Genomic DNA, 21096 nt, shown 5'->3' with positions numbered 1-21096 from the left:
TATTAAAGGCACTATTATATAAAAGAATATATAATAGATATGTCGGTTTTTTTGCACGAAATGTATTTCGAAAAAGTGAGGAGAGTCCTTTGGTATTTAGTAGTTCGATTTTCTTATTTATCTTTTTACCTCTCGTATTATTTCTCTATTTTATAGTGCGTGCAGAGCTACGTAATTTCATATTACTTGCATTTAGTTTAATTTTCTATGCATGGGGCGAACCGCGTTTCGTTCTTTTAATGCTCTTTTCCATCGTATTAAACTACTGCTTTGGCCTACTCGTGCATCATTATGATAAACGAAAAAATATGAAAGTCACATTTTTAATTATGGCTGTGGTCGGAAATATTTTATTACTTTCTTATTTTAAATATATTTCATTTTTCACAGACATTTTAAACAATGTCTTGCACTTATCTATTCATGTGGAACCTATTCCACTACCAATTGGAATTTCATTTTATACATTCCAAGCGATGTCCTATGTCATCGATATATACCGTAAAGATGGGGATGTTCAAAAAAATCCACTTAACTTAGCGCTATATATATCTATTTTCCCTCAGCTTATTGCCGGACCAATTGTTCGTTACAATATCGTCGCTGAGCAAATTAAAACACGCATCCATTCTTTTGAACGATTCACAGAAGGTATTCAAATTTTCGTTCTCGGACTAGCAAAAAAGATATTAATTGCCAACCAGGTCGGATTTGTCGCCGATAAAATATTTGCCTTACCACCATCTGAAATAAGTGTTGGAACGGCATGGATTGGTATTATCGCCTACACCCTGCAAATTTATTTCGATTTCTCAGGGTACTCTGATATGGCAATCGGAATTGGAAAAATGTTCGGATTTGATTTCCCGAAAAACTTCAACTATCCGTACATCTCAAAATCTATTTCAGAATTTTGGAGAAGATGGCATATTACACTTGGCTCTTGGTTCCGCGATTACATATATATCCCGCTCGGTGGAAACCGCGTTTCAAAACTAGCGAATTATCGTAACCTCTTCATCGTATGGGGATTAACTGGTTTATGGCACGGGGCCAGCTGGACATTTATCGCATGGGGCTTATATTACGGCTTTATTATTTCAATTGAAAAAGCTGGATTCGAAAAAATATTAAACAAACTATGGAAACCGCTGCAACATGCATACGTATTACTAATCGTTATGATCGGTTGGGTCTTCTTCCGAGCTGACAACTTCGCTTACTCATTCCAATATTTAAAAGCGATGTTCGGCATAGGGGGACAATCTTTCATCGATGACAATACAATGTTATACGTACATGAATACATTATCGTATTTCTCATTGCCTTTATCGCAGCAACACCAATTTTAAAACGAATGAAAAACATACTAGAACTTGCGCCAAAAACGTATATGTTCACGATGCAAATTGTACGTCCTATATTACTATTAACATTATTTATGATTTCGGTTATGTACTTGATTAACTCAACATATAACCCATTTATTTATTTCAGGTTTTAACTGATGTAGGAAGGAAAAGTTATTATGAAAAAATTGGGGAACCTCATCCTGTTTATCGGTTTTCTCACCATTATCTTTTCATTTGGCATATTATCGTTACTCAAAACAGACCGAGACATTTCACCAGTTGAAAATCGGCCGCTCGCTCAAAAACCAGCACTGACGAAAGAAGCTCTCCTAACTGGTAGCTTCTTTAAAGATTTTGAAACATACACAAATGATCAACTAATCGGACGAGATGAATTTATTAAAAACTATACAATTGCCCAAATTAATATGGGCAAATCTCTCATTAACGACATTATTTTGACTGATGATAAATGGCTCCTGAAAAATCCAGCATGGACGAAAAAATATAATGAAATTGATCAATCCATGCCCGCTATAAACGACTTATCTCAGTTTTTAAAAGAACAAAATGTTGAGTTTTACTTTGCTTTACCACCGTCAAAAACGAATGCATTATCATTTAAATTACCTTCTCATATTCACACATATGCACAAGACAATTTAAATTACTTTCTAAAAAAGCTTCCAGCTGACGTAAAGCCAATAAAACTTATGGAACACTATAAACAGAACTATACGAACGAAGAAATACAGGACATGTATTTCAAAACAGATCATCATTGGAATATGGACGGTGCCTTCTTAGGCTACCAATATATAATGAACACAATCGGGCAACAATCTTCTATATATAAAGGAAAAGAAATAAAAAAAGAAGACTACACTCGTACATGTGCGCAAAATAAACATTTAGTCGGAAGCTTCAACAACCAACTATACCAACTCATCGATGCAACGGGTGAAAAATTGTGCTACTACACACCAAAAGATGGTTTCAACTTCACGAGCGTTACCGCAAAAGATGTGAAAGGTACTGTTCATCAAAGCTTAGATGACATATATGGCGTAGAAAAACAAAAAGACACAACATCATACGCAGGTTATTACACAGACGACTATCCAGAAATCGTCTTTGAAAATAACAATGCACCAAATGAAGTACGCGCCTTAGTCCTAAAAGACTCATTCGCAAACGCAATCGTGCCGCACTTAGCACAAAGCTTCAAACACACATCTATCCTCGACCTGCGTCACTATCACGAAAAAGATGTATACCAATATATTAAAGACAACAATATTAACATGGTATTGTTCGTGTATAGTGATTCGAATTTGAGCGGGGATATGTTTAAGTTTAAGCAATAAAAGAAGCCTCTTGTAAAAATTACGAGAGGCTTCTTTTCGATATTTATGAAAAAAATCAGTGGTGATAAATCCCCACTGATTTTTCACTCTATCTATAATCGACTTATAGATTTGGGTTGTTAAGCACGTTCACGTGTACAGCTTGTGAACCGATTTCGCTTGTAATAACATCTTTATCTTTTAATACTTTGAATACTAATGTACCTTTGTCAGTGTACTTAGTAGTTAAAGTATTGTAAATGTCTGCACTGAAGTTTGGAAGTGCAGAATCACTTGTTTGAGATACTGTTACATCTCCAAGTTTTACATCGCCAGCATTAAATGCAGCATCACCGTTTCTATCTAGGTAAAGTTTACCTTGCTCTGTACCAGATTTTACAACACGTACTTTATGTTGTGTTTCTTTCGTTAAGTTAATACCTTTTACGATATCATCAAGGTTACTCTTCTCAAGCTCTAATACAGTACCGATGTTGATTTTCTTCTCAACGAAGTTTTCTGTTTGAACTGGTTTGAAGTTTACAGATTTAATAGCGATTGTCTCTTGAACGATTTCGATTGTCGCTTTACCAGCAGTTGCACCATTTTTCGTTAAGTGGATATCAACTTTACCTGGAGTTTTACCTGTAACAACAACTTTATTGCCAACAATTTCAGCTTCAGCTACAGCTGGATTTTTAGATTCAACTACATAACCTTCTAAGTTTTCTGGATCAGAGTATACGCGATCTGAAGTGTACTTAGATAATTGATATGCAACTGTGCTAGAAACATTTAGGTCAAGTTTTGTATCAGGTGATTGGCCGTATTGACCTACTTTAGATACAAGCTCAAAGTTTTTAAATGCAACGTTACCTTCTGTTACGTTCACATATAATGAACCTAAAGTAGCGCCATTGCCGTTTTGGAAGTGAACTGTACCTTCGCCAACTTCGTTACCTGTAACCGATACAGCTTTTGTACCGATTGAGCCAGCATCCGTTGTTACTACATCTAATCCACCTTCTGCAACTACACCTGTTTTCGGAAGAACTTCTTTAATTGCAGCTGAGTTAGCACCAAATGGATCGCCATATTGGTCAGTTGTTACGAATGTAACAGGTAATGCTTTATTTTGAACAACTTGTAATTTATCTGGGTTAGCTTTTACTGATACTAATTTACGAGAATCAGTCGTTACTTTAAATTTAACATCTTTCGTTACGTCACCTACTTTAATAGTAAGTGTAGCTTCACCAGCAGCTTCAGCAGTAATGTCGTTGTTTACTACAGAGACAATACCGTGGTTTGAAGACTTAATGCTAATTGAGCCCGGCTCAACTACTTTATCTTCTCCAGCAATTGTAGCAACTAATTTACTAAGAGATGCTTTTTCACCAACAACTAAAGTTTGGCTATTTAAAGCAAAATCTTTACCAGAAAGCTTGCTACCATAATTTACAACACCATCTTTGTCTGCATCTACTGCAAATACAACATTTTTAATTGCAGAAGCTGGTGTATCAAGGTTTTTCACTGTAATGATACCAGTGTTAGAAACTGTTAAACCACCGCGTTTTGTAACTTGTACTTCTACTTTGTAGTCACCTTGCTTAATGCCAACAGCTAGTTTACCTGTAGTAGAAGTAGACTTTCCACCTTCAAAGATGTTTGCTGATGAACCGTCTAAGTTATTTGCTACAAATTTGACGTCATGGTCTGCTAAGTTTAAGTACTCAACATCAGCGTTACCTTTTTCGTCGTTTAATTTGAAGGCAACTGCTTGACCAGCACGATCATCATCAAATGTAAGTTTTTCAACTGCTAATTTTTTAACTTCGTATACGAATTTCGTTACGAATGATTGATTTTTCACTTTTACAGTAAGATCTTTATTTGGAGCTACTTTACCACCAAGTGTTACAACTGCAGAAGTACCGTCAGCACTTGCTTCGATTGCAACAGCTTTGTCTCCTTCAAGAGTTACATCTTCAGCAGCAAGTTTATCTAAACCAGTTCCTGTTAATGTTAATTTCGCTGGTTCAGAAATTTTCACATCAGCTACATTTGCTTGTGCATTATCTTTTTTGCCATATTTTTTATCTGCTACTGCGATAAATTTAGCTGCTTCTGCACGAGATACAGATTTATTTGGCTCCCATTTGTTTCCGCCTGTTCCTTCAGAAAGTCCAAGGTGGATTAGGATGTTAGCTTTTTCTTCACCCCAATGATCTAATAAATCTTCAAATTTTGTAACTAACTCGCCGTTAACTTTATCTTTTAAGTTATAAGCACCTACGATCATAGAAGCGAAAGAAGCACGGTCAATCTTTTTATCTGGAGAGAAGTTTTCTTTACCATCACCTCTAACAACACCCGCTTTTTCAACAGCTGCAATGTATTTAGAAGCCCAATGATTTTTAGCATCTTTGAAAGATGGTTGTGCACCCTCTTCAACTTTTAAACCTAATGTAATTGCCATAATTTTCGCAGCAGAAGCACGGTCAATCTCTTCAGCTGGAGCGTATGTACCATCCGGTTTACCTTCAATTGCACCTTTATCTACTAAGTAATTGATAGAATCTAATCCCCAATGATTAGCTGGAACGTCTGGGAATGATTTACCTGCTGCTGCTACTGGAGAAACAACACCTGCTACCATTGCTGCTGTCATCGTACCTGCGATTACTTTTTTGTAAGAGTTAGTCTTTGCCATTTTATAAATTTCCTCCTTCAGGAATATGCTACTAGTTTCATATCATATTAAATTTGAAAACTAGCTAGTTAGAAAAGCCATAAAACAATAAAAACACAAACAAAAATACTATAATGAAAAGTAGTTCACATAATAAAATGATACAAACCGTTAGATGTAAATATAAGGTTTAAATACCATTTTTTGAAACAAGTTCATCATACTATACAAAACCATTCGTTATCAAGAACTTTCTCAAAAGAAGATTCGACACATTCTGATAATTCAGTCTTTAAATTGTATTATTATGATATTAATAATACTAAAATATAGAAATGATTAAACTGTTTTCCTTTAAACCACTCTCATTGCGCTTCGTATATTTTTCATATCGAATACACAATTGGAATTATAGCACATATTTCCACTTCATCACCTGAATATTTTTTACAATAAATACAATTTTCAGACTATATTCGACTGAAATTATTGTTTTTCGACATTTTATTCTTATTTTCGAATCTTTTTTTAACAAAAAAAGGTGTGAATTTACAAATAATTTACATATCAATGAGGTATTCTTCTATTTTTGAGAACGCTTTCGATTTGTTTCTCAATAAAACTAACTACTAATCTGCAAAAGATGATTTATTTTTTAGAGATCGTTTTATATAAAAATTAACCACAAAAAAAGAGCCCACATTATGTGGACTCTTTCTATTGAAATAAATTTCAATTAGCGAGTTGCTGTTACTGGTTTGAAAGCAACAAGTGCATTTCCTGCTTTGTCAGTAGTTTTGAACTCATATTTAGCATTGTTTTCTAGTTCTTTAGCTTTTACTGTTACTGTACCAGTTGCTAAGTTAACATCTGTTGGAGCTGTTACTTTAAGAACTACAGTTTCTGCTTTTTCGTCAGCTTTTGCTACAGTTAATGCTACACCATTTAAATCAACTGTGAAGTCATTTGTATCAATGTTTACAGCTTCAGAGAATGTTAAAGTGATTTCTTTAGCATCAACTTTTGTAATTTTAGCTGATTTGAATTCAGGAGCTTTTGTATCTACAACATTTAATAATAGGTTTGTTGTACCCATTTTTACTCCGTCTTTATTTGCAACGTTAGCTACTGTGAATTTCACTGTTTCTGATTTTTCGAAAGTGAATGTTTCTGGTAATTCAATTGTTACTGATTTTCCATCAGCATTAACAACGATTAAAGTACCTTCTGGTAATTTAGCACCAGCTAAAGTGTAGTTGTTTACATTAGAAGCTGAATCAGCGCCTTGGCCACCTTTTACTTCTTTATCAAATGTTACTGTAAACTTAGTTTTGCTATCTGCAACACGCTCAACTTTAGTTGCTTTTGGTGCTACTTCATCTTTTTTACCTTCTTCTTGTTTCTCTACAACTTTTACTTCTTTAGTAAACGCTACAGATTCATTACCAGCTGTATCTTTTACAAGACCTTTTGCAGCAGCTACTTTGTAGTTACCTTTTGCAGGGAATGTTAATGTAATACCTTTTTTATTATCTTTAGCTTCTGCAACAGTTACATCAGCAGTTACATCTTTACTTGTATCCAAGTTAATCACACGAAGTTTTCCGTCTTGTACATTTACTTCTTTGTCAAAAGTAAATGTCGCTGCTTTATCTTGATCAGCTTCAACTTTTACAAGGCTAGGAGCTACAACGTCTTTTGAAACTTTTACTACTTTAGATACTTTAGAACCTACGTTGTTAGCTAAATCTTTGTAGCCAACAAATTCAACTGTAAGATCTGTAGCAGTTTCTTTATCTTTAAGAGCGCCTGTTACTTCAATAACTGCCTTTGTTTTATCTTGCGTATCACGAGCAATTGTAGATTCTAATGCTTCTTTACCTTTTTTAACTACAACTGTTCCTTGACCATTCTCAGCAAGCTCTTCTGAGAAAGTAACTTCTAATGTTGCTTTACCTTCAGCAGTAATTTCTTTCACTTTAACATCTTTAACTTCTGGAGCTGTAACATCTTTTTCTACTTTGTAAGTAGCTTTACCTTCGTACATTTCCATAGTGTTATCAGATAAATCTGTAGCACCAGTTACGATGATTGAGAATTCTTTACCATTTTCAAGGTTTAGAGCGTTAGTAGAAGTGAACGTATTGTTTACCACTGTACCTGCAACTTTTTGACCGTTAACTACTACAGTTACACTTTTTGTTTCATTTAATTTTTCACTGAATACAACCTTAACTTTTCCGTCTGGAGTAGATACTGTAGATACAGTTGGAGCTACTACATCGTTAAAGAAGATAACTTCTAATGCTTTTGGAATTTCTTTACCTTCAGCAGTTTTTAAGTTTTCAACAGTTACAACATAAGCATTGTCATTCTTAAGTAATTTAGCATTATCAGCGATAGTTAAGATTACAGATTTTTTATCTTCACCGATTTTTGCATTAACTGGTGTTTCATTATTAGCTCCTTGAGAAAGAGTAAATTTCGCGTTCTTCACAGTTTCTTCTGTTACTGTAGCGCCAAGTTTAACTTCGATCTCTTTAGCGTTGATTGCTTTAATAGACTCAACTTTAGCTTCTTCTTTTTGTCCGAACTGCATGTCAGTCTTAGCAATGAATTTAGCAGCTTCTGCACGAGTCACAGCTTTATCTGGCTCCCAACCATTTCCAGTACCATTAGTGATATCTAAAGCAACTAAAATGTTAGCAGCGTCTTTACCCCAGTGAGGGATTAAATCAGGGAATTTAGTTTCTAATTCTCCGCTTATTTTGCTGTCTAATTTGTATGCTTTTACGATCATTGTTGCCATAGAAGCACGATTAATTTGGTTGTTTGGATTAAACTTACCAGTTTCATCCCCTTGAATGATGCCAGCTTTTTCAACAGCTGCGATATATTTAGCAGCCCATGAATCTTGAGCATCTTTGAAAGTTGGTTTTGCACCATCTTTAACTTCTAAACCTAATGTAATTGCCATAATTTTCGCTGCAGAAGCACGATCAATTGCTTCCGTTGGAGCGAATGTTCCGTCTGGCTTACCTTCGATTGCTTTTTTTGCTACTAAATAATCAATGTACTCTGCACTCCAAGAACCAGGTTGAACGTCTGGGAATGTTTTACCTGCTGCTGCTACTGGAGAAACAACACCTGCTACCATTGCTGCTGTCATTGTACCAGCGATTACTTTTTTGTAAGAGTTAGTCTTTGCCATTTTATATATTTCCTCCTTAGGAATGTAATACTAGTTCCATAAGTTTTTAAATAGATATTCTATTTATTTTTGAAACTAGTAGATATAAATGTGGTTAAAGTGTTCTTTGCATAGAATCACAAAGAAAGTATACACCATTTTTATCCAATCAAAAATCTGAAATTCGACAAAAAAGTGAATTTTCGCAATTCTTATCGATCGTTTTTTCGACTTTTATTTTAAAAATCCAGATTGTAAAATCAGAATATTTTAAACAGAAAGAAAAACGCGCCGGAATTACATTTCAAACAATATTTCCATAACCATTTACAACTATAGCAGAAAAACGTTTCCAATTTCAATATCTAACTATAAAGATATTATGACATTAATCGACAACTAATTTTTATATAATTCGACATTTTTCTTACCGTCCGATTTTTCAAAATTACCATACCTATTTTCTTATAATCACCAACTAAAATGCCAAATCCTAACATGTTATATATATTAATGTTAGGATTATTAAACATACATCTTATCCCTCAAACTTCTTTTTTATGAGCATACATTTAAAACCACTTATGCATTTCGACATTTTTCTGCAAACATTTCATTTCTTTCGACATTTTCTTTTTTTCAAAAAATAAAAAAGAGGATGTCCTCTTAAATTAAGATTACATTCCTCTTTTTTCGAACTCTTTTGAATTCAAGTCACTTATGATGTATCGAGACGCTGTTGAAATTTGTTCTCGCAACTCTTTTACTCTTTGTTCCAACGTTACTTGTACATATTCTTTTTGTTCTAGTTGTTTCACAGCCACATTATACAAAGTTTCAGCTGACCAGTCACCATCTACGTTTCCGATAATCGGCTGATTTACTTGTTGTAAAAACGAATCAATCTTTGGATCATATGAAATACCGACCATAGGAATATTAGCAACCGCAGATAGTATGAGCGCATGAAGTCTCATCCCGATTAGAAGCGAACATTCCGACAAAATTGAAATTTTTTCATGAATATCCAGCTTATATGGAAGCATATGAGCTTCTTCTCCCATTAAGTTAATAATATCGCGTGATGCATTTTGATCAAATGGCCCATGCATTGGTACGAATAAAATATGATATCCATCACGCTTAAATTTTTTCAGCGTATCTGCTAGCTTCTTCATATAGTCTTCTTTCGCGTCCCAATACCTCACACTAACTGCAATTACTTTCCCGTGAATTGAATGTTTTTGTAGCCACTCCGACTTCATTCCTTCTGGTTGACATGCCAATACTGGATCTGGAACTAGTTCGATATCTTTCTTAATACCCATTTCTTTTAAATACAAAAATGAATCTTCATCACGAACTGATATATATGCCGCTTTTGATACTTGCCATTTCACTAATAAACGATTTTGTCTTTTCGTAATTGGACCAATTCCTTGCGCATAAATATAATATGGCTTCTTCACAAAACGAGCAAGTCGCATAATACCTGTATAGTACAAAATGCTTTTAATACTCGTTTTATCTTGAAGGAGACTTCCCCCTCCGCTAATTAAACCATTACTTTTCTTTATTTCCTTATAAATTGCTCTTATATCCCAGCGATTTACTGCCTCTACACCGTACATTTTTCTTGTATAGTCGGGGTCATTCGAAAGTACAACAAGCTCAAGAGTAGGATCCTCTTCATGTAGCGCTTTAATAATTGATTGCAAAATTGCTTCGTCCCCAACATTATAAAAACCATAATATCCTGATAAAACTAACCGCACTCTTAATCTCCTCCAACATTTCGCAATCAACTTTTTGTCATTCAACAAATTGCTATCAACTCTTTAATAAGAAAAGTTGGATAACTTCAAATTGATTTCTTTCACAAACATATGCATAGACATACTCATTTATAGACAAATTTACTTACGTAAAAATGGAATTTGCTTTTTGGATATCCAGTTCAACTTTAATGCGCATATGCCATAGATGAACAAAGCCACACAAAATGCTAAACCACTATATATTACTGCAATAAGTCTAGAATCTAACACATTTATTACAGTAGATGTGAAATATAATCCTATACCTACTATACTAGATACTCCAATTACAGCAAAAAATCTCCCCATGCGAATCGAATAAGCCAATTCTTTTCGAATGTATATATAATTTACGATACAAATCATGATATATATGATAAGTGTACTATAAGCCGCACCAGTTATGCCAAATTGACTTACAAGTACTATATTTAATATGACTTTTACAAAACTCGCTCCAACAACTATCCACGCCGCTTGCTTAGAACGGTTAATTCCTTGCAAAATTCCTATTGATAATACCATAAGAGATGTGAAATACGAACTACCAATTAAAATAGCTAACATGCCGCTCCCTTTCGCATCTGTAAACAACCCAACATTTAACGGGACTGTAAGTGCCATGAGCCAGATTGTTATCGGCGTTGTTAAAACATGAGCAAGCTCATTTGTTCGTTCAATTGTTTGTTTTGCTAACGCTATATCTTTCTTTGTTAATGCAGCAGTTAACAACGGGATTAACGGAAATACCATCGCGCTTGCAAACACGACAATTAATTGTGTAAACGCAAAACCACGACTATATATACCAAATTGTTCTTGAATCGTTGTAGTGGATTCATGCAACATATGTGGAATCGTTACAGAATCAACTAAATTGAACAACGGCATCGATAATGCTCCAATCGCAATTGGAATCGAGACCCGAAGTATTTTTTTTGCATTTTCTTTAAAGTCTTGCAGTGAATATGTATTACTTTTATAACGATATATACTTTTTACATACTTCAATCTCAAATAAATCAGTGACGTAATTACCCCAAGGCAAGAACCAATCATTGCACCGCCTGTTACAACATCACTGTCTTTATTCCAAGATACGAATAAGAATGCAATTGCTAACATAAAGAAAACACGAATGAATTGCTCAATTACTTGTGACACCCCGGTAGGAATCATATCTCCAAAACCTTGGAAATACCCTCGATATACCGCCATATATGGTGCGATTAATAAAGCAAACGAAGTGACAATTAATGGGAGTCTCGTATCTTGTCCACCAAGCATATTTGCAAACATACTTGATCCAATCATAATAACCGAAAATCCAAGCACCCCAAATATTACTCCAATAATAGATGCTGACATAAATAGTTTGGCGATCCCGTCTTTATCATTCTTCTCATGAAGTTCAGCGATTAACTGTGATATAGCCAGCGGTACTCCCGCTACCGATAAAGTTAAAGCTATCATATATACAGGAAAAACAAGGCGAAAAATCCCAAGCACTTCATCTCCTGCTATATTTTGTAATGGGATTTGAAAAAAACTTCCCAACACTTTCGATAGAAACGTTGTAATCGTTAAAATCGCAGCGCCTTTCACAAACTTATTATTCATCTTCTAGCTCTTTTCTTTCAATATATAATTTCCATACATATTACATCATAAAACGAGATAACTATATTCTTCTCTTTTTTGAAAAATTTCACTTTATCTCATTTAGCTATCATACCAAATTTATTATACATTGAATACTCTCTTTCTTTACGGCTTTTAAATATATCATATGTAATAACACCTTATTTTTATCCAGTTTTTTCTTCAATTTACTACTTCTACTTATTCCAGATAAACATGTGCTATAATGTAGCTATTGTCAGTAAGAGGAGTGTTTACAACATGCTGAATTCGGTAAAAAAGCTGTTAGGAGATTCTCAAAAGAGAAAACTAAAAAAATATGAACAAATTGTTCAAGAGATTAATAATCTAGAAGCAAAACTATCTGATTTATCTGATGAAGAATTACGTCATAAAACGACCACATTTAAAAACATGCTAAACGACGGAAAAACAGTGGATGATATAAAAGTAGAGGCGTTCGCTGTTGTACGTGAAGCAGCAAAGCGTGTACTTGGATTACGTCACTACGATGTGCAGTTAATTGGTGGTCTTGTACTATTAGAAGGTAATATTGCAGAGATGCCAACTGGCGAAGGAAAAACATTAGTTTCTTCTCTTCCAACATACGTACGTGCTCTTGAAGGAAAAGGTGTTCACGTTATTACTGTAAACGACTATTTAGCAAAACGAGATAAAGAATTGATTGGCCAAGTTCATGAATTTCTAGGTTTAAAGGTTGGATTGAATATTCCTCAAATCGATCCTAACGAAAAGAAACTTGCTTACGAAGCTGATATTACATATGGTATTGGAACAGAATTTGGCTTTGACTATTTACGTGATAATATGGCCGCTTCAAAAAATGAACAGGTACAACGTCCCTATCATTTTGCTATTATCGATGAGATTGATAGCGTTTTAATTGATGAAGCGAAGACGCCTCTTATTATCGCTGGTAAGCAATCCAGTAGCTCTGATTTACACTATTTATGTGCAAAAGTTATTAAATCATTCCAGGATACTCTTCATTACACGTACGATGCAGAAACGAAATCTGCTAGTTTTACAGAAGACGGTATTACAAAAATAGAAGATTTATTTGATATCGATAACCTATATGATTTAGAGCATCAAACTTTATATCATTATATGATTCAAGCATTACGAGCTCATGTCGCTTTCCAATGTGATGTTGATTATATTGTACATGATGAAAAAATTCTACTTGTAGATATTTTCACGGGCCGCGTTATGGATGGTCGCTCTTTAAGTGACGGTTTACACCAAGCTCTTGAAGCAAAAGAAGGTTTAGAAGTCACAGAAGAAAACCAAACACAAGCGTCCATTACAATTCAAAACTTCTTCCGTATGTATCCAGCATTATCTGGTATGACAGGTACAGCAAAAACGGAAGAGAAAGAATTTAACCGTGTATATAACATGGAAGTTATGCCGATTCCGACAAACCGTCCTATCATTCGTGAAGACAAAAATGACGTCGTGTACGTAACAGCCGATGCTAAATATAAAGCTGTACGTGAAGATGTTCTAAAACACAATAAACAAGGACGCCCGATTTTAATTGGGACAATGTCTATTTTACAATCAGAAACCGTTGCTCGTTACTTAGATGAAGCGCATATTACATATCAATTATTAAATGCAAAAAGCGCAGAACAAGAGGCCGATTTAATCGCAACAGCTGGACAAAAAGGACAAATTACAATTGCGACGAATATGGCCGGACGAGGTACTGATATTTTACTAGGTGAGGGTGTCCATGAAATTGGTGGATTACATGTAATTGGGACAGAACGCCATGAATCAAGACGCGTTGACAATCAGCTAAAAGGTCGCGCTGGTCGTCAAGGAGATCCAGGTAGCTCTCAGTTCTTCCTTTCTTTAGAAGATGAAATGCTAAAACGTTTCGCACAAGAAGAAGTCGAGAAATTTAATAAATCACTGAAAACAGATGAAACAGGACTTATTCTCACTTCTAAAGTCCATGATTTCGTGAACCGTACACAATTAATTTGTGAAGGTAGCCATTTCTCAATGCGTGAGTACAATTTAAAGTTAGATGATGTAATAAATGACCAACGTAACGTTATTTATAAATTACGTAATAACTTGTTACAAGAAGATACAAATATGATTGAAATTATTATTCCAATGATTGATCATGCTGTAGAAGCCATTTCTAAGCAGTATCTTTTAGAAGGTATGCTTCCGGAAGAATGGGATTTCGCTCGTTTAACAGAAAATATAAACGAAATTTTACCAGTAACAAATATGCCATCACTATCAGCGAATAATGTACATTCACCGGAAGATTTACAATCCGTTTTGAAAGAAACATTATCTCTTTATAAAGAGCGCGTAAATGAACTAAATAGCCATACTGATTTACAGCAGTCGCTACGCTATGTTGCCCTTCATTTCCTAGATCAGAACTGGGTAAATCACTTAGATGCGATGACCCACTTAAAAGAAGGCATCGGGCTAAGACAATATCAACAAGAAGACCCTACTCGTCTGTATCAAAAAGAAGGTTTAGATATCTTTTTATACACATATGGTAATTTCGAAAAAGAAATGTGCCGCTATGTTGCAAGACATTTAGGTGTTCCTGAAAACGTACAATAACGAGGTGAAAGATTATGTTATCATTCCTAAAAAGAGCTAAGAAAAGCGGAAAAGATACGACTGTCTCTAGTAATCAATTATTCGGACAAGAAGAAATAAATATTGAAAATAAAACTGTAAAACCAACGCTTTACTTCCATCCAAGCTGGGGTGCAGTAGCACAAGAACAAAAATACATTTATCAATTTTTACATAAAGAACTAACACGTTTACAAGAATATCAAATTTCTTTATCTGGAATTGAGATTGAAAAACGTGATAATGGTTATGACGTAGCTGTATTTATTCGTAGTACTGTTCCGAAACCAATTTCTTTCGAAGAGGTTACATTAATCCTTCTAAATAAAGAGAAAAAACTATGTGCTCGCAAAACATTTAACCTTTCTTCATTAGGAGATGTTCCTGCAAATGTAAATATGCCATTCATCTTTACATTTGAGCAAGAAACAATTACAGATGCTGCATTATCGCAAACAGATTGGGAATTGGCATTTGAACTTGAAAGTAAGCATGCATTAGATTTAGATCCATCTTGGGAAGCTCAATTACCTGAAGCAAGCAAAGAAGCTTTACGTAATTTCGTAGACAACTTAACACCTCCAAATGATGGTGAAATTAACTTCCTAGGCCTGCAAGCTGCAAGAAAAGAAAACGGTGATTTACATACAACGCTTCTTATTCGTAACGGTTGCAAAGACAACATTCAACTAGAGCAACTTCCTCTTCATATTGAAGATGCTTCAGGTGCAGTTGTTGTGAAAGGAGCTTTCACATTACCAAATCTTGAGATTAAAGCGAACACTACAAAACCGTGGTCATTTGTCTTCCCTGCTTCATCTATATTAAAAGAAGATATGGATCTATCTTCTTGGAAAGCGTTTGTACCACAAGACTAATAAGAGAGGCTGCTTCTAGAAGCAGCCTCTCTTATTCTTTTTCATACAAAAAGCCTGTTCAGAAAGATGGTCATCACACCTCCTTGGACAGGCTTTTTCTTTATGTAAAATTTACTTCGTTACTAATAAACGTTCAATATGATATTCAGCTTCTAATTTGCACATTTCATCTATGTGCTCCACTTTATGCCTCTTTAATTGCTCTACTTGCTCTTCGCTCGGCTCTTCATTAATAAGCTCGTTAATTTTTTCATTCACTTTCACTGCTAACGCTTGATGGAAATCTGGATGTTCTTTCAACTCATCATCTACTTTATTGATCCAAGTTGATTTTGTGTATAAATACTGTTTCCACTGTTCAACAAATTGCTGCATATCAAATTTTTCTTCATTCCATTCAATTTCTTTCATATACTTCTCAAAAGAAACAACAATTGATCGCGTAATCCCGATCTTCACTCCATGTGGTAACTGTTTGTACATCAAATATTCCCTCCAGCTTAAAGCTCTTCCTTCTGAATATAAAGGAATCTCAAAATTCATATACCTTCTTATAATAGCACATTGCTAATCTAAGATGTTACTATACTGCTAAGATTAATAAATGTCAATAAACGCAAAATATCCCTATATAGAGATATTAAAACTAATAAAAAAACACCCTCATACGAGGGCGTTTCCTTATATAGCCTCAGCTTTTTCAAACTGTAATTTATCTTTCTGCTCATTAGTCGCCATCGTTACTAACGTGTTTTCAATATGAGCAGGCACTTGTTCTAGCGTCACACTCGCACCTACTTTATCCGACTGCTCCACAAAGTTCAGCAAAGCCATTGCGCCTGATACATCCATATAGCGCACATCTTTCATACGTAAAACAACTGGAGATTTTATGTCTTGTAAAGTATGAAAAACGCGATCCACCGTTAGGAAAGAAAGTGGGCCTTTAATTTTATACGTCGCTTCCTTCTCTTTTACAATAGAAGCTTTACGTTCTTTACATTTCACCATGTATATAATGAACGAAAGAATAATTCCGAACGCAACAGCGATCATTAAATCAAACTTCACTGTGATAACCATCGTTATGAGCATAACGATGACATCACCTTTTGGTGCTACATGCATTTTCTTCATGCTTTCCCAATCAAACATGCCAATACCAGTTAAAATTAATATACCTGATAATACAGCAAGCGGAATGTATTGTACGACTGATCCAAGTCCCATAATGAAAATAAATAATATAACACTATGCACACATGCTGAAAGCGCCGTTTTACCACCGCTTCTTATATTCACGATAGACCGTACAGTCGCCCCTGCCCCTGCTAATCCACCAAACAACCCGCTCATCATATTACCGATACCTTGTCCGACCAGTTCTTTATTACTTTTATGACGGGTACCCGTCACATTATCCATTACAACCGATGTTAACAACGAGTCAATCGATCCTAATAAAGCAATACTAAGCGCTGGTAAAATAAGTTCTGTGATGCCTGTTCCGCTTAAAGATGGAATATGAAGCGTCGGCATCGCTTCTGGAATCGTTCCAATCTTTTCAATCACCTTATTTAATGATAGGTTTCCGATAATCGGCAACTTCACTGTAAGCCCTTCTAACGCAGAAGAAAATAAAGGAAGCAAAGCAGTCACACCGACTAATGCAACTAAACTAGATGGAATAGCCTTAATCCATTTTCCAGAAACAATCATGACAATAATCGTTAATACTACGAGTAGAAAACTATTTTGCACATGCTTTATTTCACCTAAAATAATAATTAATGCGATACCGTTCATAAATCCTGAAACGACAGGATACGGAATATATCGCACGTAAGAGCCAAGCTTACATACACCGAATAAAATTTGAAATAGTCCCGCCATCATAAAGGCTATAAAACTCGCCTCTAACCCGTGCGTCGCAATAACCCCTGTCGCAATTACCGTAATCGGTCCAGTTGGCCCGGTAACCTGCCCCGGTGTCCCGCCAAATAAAGCCGCAAATAAACCTGCAAAAATCGCACCATACAATCCAACAAGCGCTCCCTCAGACGTTCCCGTTGCAGCAATACCAAATGCAATGGCAAGTGGCAACGCAACAATCGCAACCGTAAAACCAGCTAAACATTCCTTTGCTATTTTTTGAAACATATAATAACCACCTTCGTATAAAGTGAAACTTTAATCAGTGGGGGTTTTGTTCATCCCCCACTGATTATTAGTTGAACCAATCGGGCTTTTACAGGCAGTTAATCTCCCACCTAACTTCTTTGCTCCAGCCATATTTTGAGGTGGGAGTTTTACTGCCCGTTAATGCGGGGTAAAGTCCATTTTCCATTGTACACCTAAAAGAATATATTCGTTAGTCCACTTTTTACAGTATCGTGACGTAAACGCATTCAATTATAAGCCTCGCCTTATCTTTGGAAACCATTGTAACTGTGCTATAATAGATAAATTAAATCTTTTATTATATATTTGGAGGCACTATGCTAACTTTTGAAGAAAAATTATCAATCATTGAATCTTTCCCTGAATTAGAAAGAAAGAACGTATCATTAAAACGCGTGAACTTTCACTTTGAAGAAAGTCGTTTAGATAAAAAGAACGTTGTATATCATTTACATCCAAACGGAAACGGATTTGTATATGCAAACTTCATTAAAGGTTATAAAACAGATGATAAAGGCATGATTAACATCCGTGAGTTTTCAGAAGAAGAACTGCGTTCATTAATTGAGAAAGTAATTGAACGTCTATCACAGGAGCCAGAAGAAATTGTTACACCAATGGAACCTGCTGCAGAAGAAGAATGGAAGAACGAAGACGGCCACATCCTAACTCTTATTCAAGAGGATGATATGTGGAACGTGTACGCTGGTGTAAACTTAGACGGTACATTCAACTCTTATCCAGAAGCTGCGGAATACCTTGATGAAGAAGGATTTTCACGTAAATAATATAAAAAGCGGAGACTTATCGTCTCCGCTTTTTTCTATACATCTGTTCCCAAACTAAAAATATAAGAACTTAATGCTCTCACATTCATTAATTTTTTTGACGTCTAAACATCATTGCTCCCAAAATTAACGCGAGCATACCTGCAAGGATAGAAGTAGATTCATTTGCTGCTCCCCCTGTTTGTGGAAGAGATTTTGATTGGGTATTACTTTCTTTACTAGATGGTACTTCATGTTTATTTTGTACATCTTGTTTGTTTTCTACTTCTACTTTACCTTGAGTTTCTGGTTTATTTGAAACTTCCGGTTGTTCTTTTACTTCTGGCTTGTTTGGTTCTTTTACTTCTTCTTCTGGTTTTACATGAATTTCCGGCTTCTCCGTAACTTCTGGCTTCTCTAGTTCTTTCGACTCTTCTGTCACCTTTGGCTCTTCCGGTTTTTCTTCTTTTATTTCTTCTGTTGTCTCTTCTTCAATCTGTTCTTCTTCTGGTTTTACATGAATTTCCGGCTTCTCCGTAACTTCTGGCTTCTCTAGCTCTTTCGGCTCTTCTGTTACTTTTGGCGTTTCCGGTTTTTCTTCTTTTATTTCTTCTGTTGTTTCTTCTTCAACTTGTTCTTCTTCTGGTTTTACATGAATTTCCGGCTTCTCCGTAACTTCTGGCTTCTCTAGCTCTTTCGGCTCTTCTGTTACTTTCGGTGTTTCTGGGTTAGTTGGAGCTTCCAGTTCTTCTATTGATTCTTCTTTACCTTGTTCTTCTACTTCTGTTACTTCGTGGATCTTTATATTTGTAATATCATATCCGTTAACTTTCGATTGATATCCTGATACTAATTGTTCTTTTACTTCATACGTATGAGCTTTTCCTTCATTATCAACTGCTGGTAACTTTTCAAACTCATATTTCCAGCCATTCGCTGACGTAACTTCTTTCGTTGCAATGACTTTACCGTTTTGTAGTAAATCTACTTTAATCGTTTTTGGGCGATCATTTACTTTATCGCCTTCCCACGTTTTCGTTCCCGAAACTGATGTAGTTTTTAACTTATTTGGAACCATAAGTTTTATTCCGTTTGTAGCATCCGTCTTAATTATAAAAGGAATCTTTGCTTTTGAATCAAACTCTACGTAATTCGGAGCAGAAATTTCTTGCACGTAGTAATTACCTGGAGTAAGGTTTGGCACTTCAACTACTCCGTCTTTATTTGTTGTATAAGAATCACCAATTTGCTGACCTGACTCTGTGTACAATTTAAAAGAAACACCAGGAATAACTTTCCCTTCGTTTCCTTCAATATGTTTCACAATTTGCAGCGTTCCTTTCGCAGGTAAATCGCCTTCAGCTCCGCCACCAAACGATATATTTTCAACCTTTACACTATTAGATTCAGAAATAGGCTTTTCATATAAAATTTGATAATCAAGTTTATAGTCATTCTGTAAATGTTTTAATTTTTTCCCGCTATCAGTAATAGTTGATGTGTAGAAAACCGTAAAGGAATTAGCGCTCCCCATATGTCTATAAACTACAACTTCAAATGAGTTATCACTAGTAAACTTAATATATCCATAACCTCGCTGCTGAAATTGCTCAAGAGACAAATATTCTCTATTATTAATAGTTATCTTAAAACTATCTTTATTAAGCATTTGTCCTTCTTGCAAAGTATCTTTCAAAGTGATGTTGTCATGTAAATGTTGTTTCTTTAAATTTATATTTAAAAACCAACGTACTTCATTACTTTTGTCCGGCTGAATATCACCAGACTTATAGAAAAAGATCCCCGGTTCTGTACCTCCCCCTTTTGGATGCGTAATACTTACCGATTGCTTTTCTAAACTTGTTCCTAAATTCGTTTGTACATCTTTCGTTTTTCCTGCTTCTACATTCGTACCTTGAACAGCAAAATTAAAATTCCCTCTAATATTTTGGAGCTGTTCTACTGTATCATTAAATGTACAAACTACATTATTTGTATTAATCTGGCACGTACCAAAAACGCGCCCTGATTCATCTTTTAATGCGATAGTTCCACTATAGCCCTTTAATTCTGGAGGCAGTGCTAACGTTAATGTATCCCCAGACTTCATCTTCTTTCCAGGTTTTTCACTAAAGTTTACATGTATCGTAGTCTTTTCTCCATAATTTAATTTCGTCTTTTCAAATGCAAAACTATCAACAAATCCTGTCGTATTTAATTCTTGAGCATGCCCTATGATAGGCATAAAAATTTGTCCAATCAGAACAGTAAAAATAAAACAAATTACAGATATTCTTTTGAAATATGTACTCATAAATCCTCCATCTTTGGTTACTTCATTTTTCTACCCTAAACTACACTTTAAAATAAAGATTATTTGCAGCATCAAACTATCTTTACTTGTCTTTTGGGCAGCCAACAATAAATATTAGTCCTTATAAAAGTGCATTACAAGACTGTTCATCCATCGTTTAATTTGTTACTATTGTAGTGGTAACCTTTTCGAACTAAATGACCACTTTATTCGTACGGTCATATGATGACTGACTATCTTTATCCTTTAAATATATTCCTCCAATACC

Annotated in this window: 12 protein-coding genes; 5 read left to right on the top strand and 7 right to left on the bottom strand. The window is 35.1% G+C overall.

Annotation, left to right across the window (positions count from 1 at the left end):
• The first annotated feature begins 89 nt into the window (after positions 1–89).
• Positions 90–1505, top strand: coding sequence for an MBOAT family O-acyltransferase (locus tag ACTFOB_RS07575; protein ID WP_440026430.1), 1416 nt, complete (start codon positions 90–92; stop codon positions 1503–1505).
• Between the two features lie 24 nt (positions 1506–1529).
• A complete protein-coding gene (gene patB1, locus ACTFOB_RS07570; protein ID WP_440026428.1) occupies positions 1530–2720 on the top strand; it encodes a secondary cell wall polysaccharide O-acetyltransferase PatB1 in 1191 nt (396 codons plus the stop codon).
• A 103-nt stretch (positions 2721–2823) separates the two neighbouring features.
• Here the strand turns inward: patB1 and ACTFOB_RS07565 are convergent, their stop codons facing one another.
• The 4 genes from ACTFOB_RS07565 to ACTFOB_RS07550 all read right to left on the bottom strand — a co-directional run bounded on the left by ACTFOB_RS07565 (position 2824) and on the right by ACTFOB_RS07550 (position 12021).
• The gene (locus ACTFOB_RS07565) at positions 2824–5415 is read right to left on the bottom strand and encodes an S-layer homology domain-containing protein (protein WP_440026426.1); all 2592 of its coding nucleotides are present in this window, start codon (positions 5413–5415) and stop codon (positions 2824–2826) included.
• A gap of 715 nt (positions 5416–6130) precedes the next feature.
• Positions 6131–8605: an S-layer homology domain-containing protein gene (locus ACTFOB_RS07560; RefSeq protein ID WP_440026424.1), complete on the bottom strand. Its 2475-nt coding sequence runs from the start codon at positions 8603–8605 to the stop codon at positions 6131–6133.
• Between the two features lie 656 nt (positions 8606–9261).
• Positions 9262–10359: a polysaccharide pyruvyl transferase CsaB gene (gene csaB / locus ACTFOB_RS07555; RefSeq protein ID WP_440026421.1), complete on the bottom strand. Its 1098-nt coding sequence runs from the start codon at positions 10357–10359 to the stop codon at positions 9262–9264.
• A 141-nt stretch (positions 10360–10500) separates the two neighbouring features.
• Positions 10501–12021, bottom strand: coding sequence for a putative polysaccharide biosynthesis protein (locus ACTFOB_RS07550; protein WP_440026419.1), 1521 nt, complete (start codon positions 12019–12021; stop codon positions 10501–10503).
• A gap of 282 nt (positions 12022–12303) precedes the next feature.
• Between ACTFOB_RS07550 and secA2 the strand changes: the two genes are divergently transcribed.
• Positions 12304–14670: an accessory Sec system translocase SecA2 gene (gene secA2, locus ACTFOB_RS07545; protein WP_440026417.1), complete on the top strand. Its 2367-nt coding sequence runs from the start codon at positions 12304–12306 to the stop codon at positions 14668–14670.
• A 14-nt stretch (positions 14671–14684) separates the two neighbouring features.
• Positions 14685–15566, top strand: a complete 882-nt coding sequence (locus tag ACTFOB_RS07540; protein WP_440026415.1) for an accessory Sec system S-layer assembly protein — start codon at positions 14685–14687, stop codon at positions 15564–15566.
• A gap of 111 nt (positions 15567–15677) precedes the next feature.
• Here ACTFOB_RS07540 and ACTFOB_RS07535 read toward each other — a convergent pair whose 3' ends face one another.
• Positions 15678–16049: a hypothetical protein gene (locus ACTFOB_RS07535; RefSeq protein WP_440026413.1), complete on the bottom strand. Its 372-nt coding sequence runs from the start codon at positions 16047–16049 to the stop codon at positions 15678–15680.
• Between the two features lie 198 nt (positions 16050–16247).
• Positions 16248–17726 carry a SulP family inorganic anion transporter gene (locus ACTFOB_RS07530; RefSeq protein WP_440026411.1) on the bottom strand — a complete coding sequence of 493 codons (1479 nt, stop codon included), beginning with the start codon at positions 17724–17726 and terminating at the stop codon, positions 16248–16250.
• A 338-nt stretch (positions 17727–18064) separates the two neighbouring features.
• Between ACTFOB_RS07530 and ACTFOB_RS07525 the strand changes: the two genes are divergently transcribed.
• Positions 18065–18535 (top strand): hypothetical protein, encoded by a 471-nt coding sequence (locus ACTFOB_RS07525; protein ID WP_000955002.1) that lies wholly within the window; start codon positions 18065–18067, stop codon positions 18533–18535.
• Between the two features lie 88 nt (positions 18536–18623).
• Here ACTFOB_RS07525 and ACTFOB_RS07520 read toward each other — a convergent pair whose 3' ends face one another.
• Positions 18624–20828, bottom strand: a complete 2205-nt coding sequence (locus ACTFOB_RS07520) for a Cna B-type domain-containing protein (RefSeq protein ID WP_440032717.1) — start codon at positions 20826–20828, stop codon at positions 18624–18626.
• Between the last annotated feature and the right edge of the window lie 268 nt (positions 20829–21096).

The sequence above is a fragment of the Bacillus cereus group sp. MYBK79-1 genome (genome assembly GCF_051915365.1).
Taxonomy (GTDB): domain Bacteria; phylum Bacillota; class Bacilli; order Bacillales; family Bacillaceae_G; genus Bacillus_A.
The sequence above is the reverse complement of the archived record's forward strand: the minus strand, read 5'-3'. Positions and strand labels throughout refer to the sequence as shown.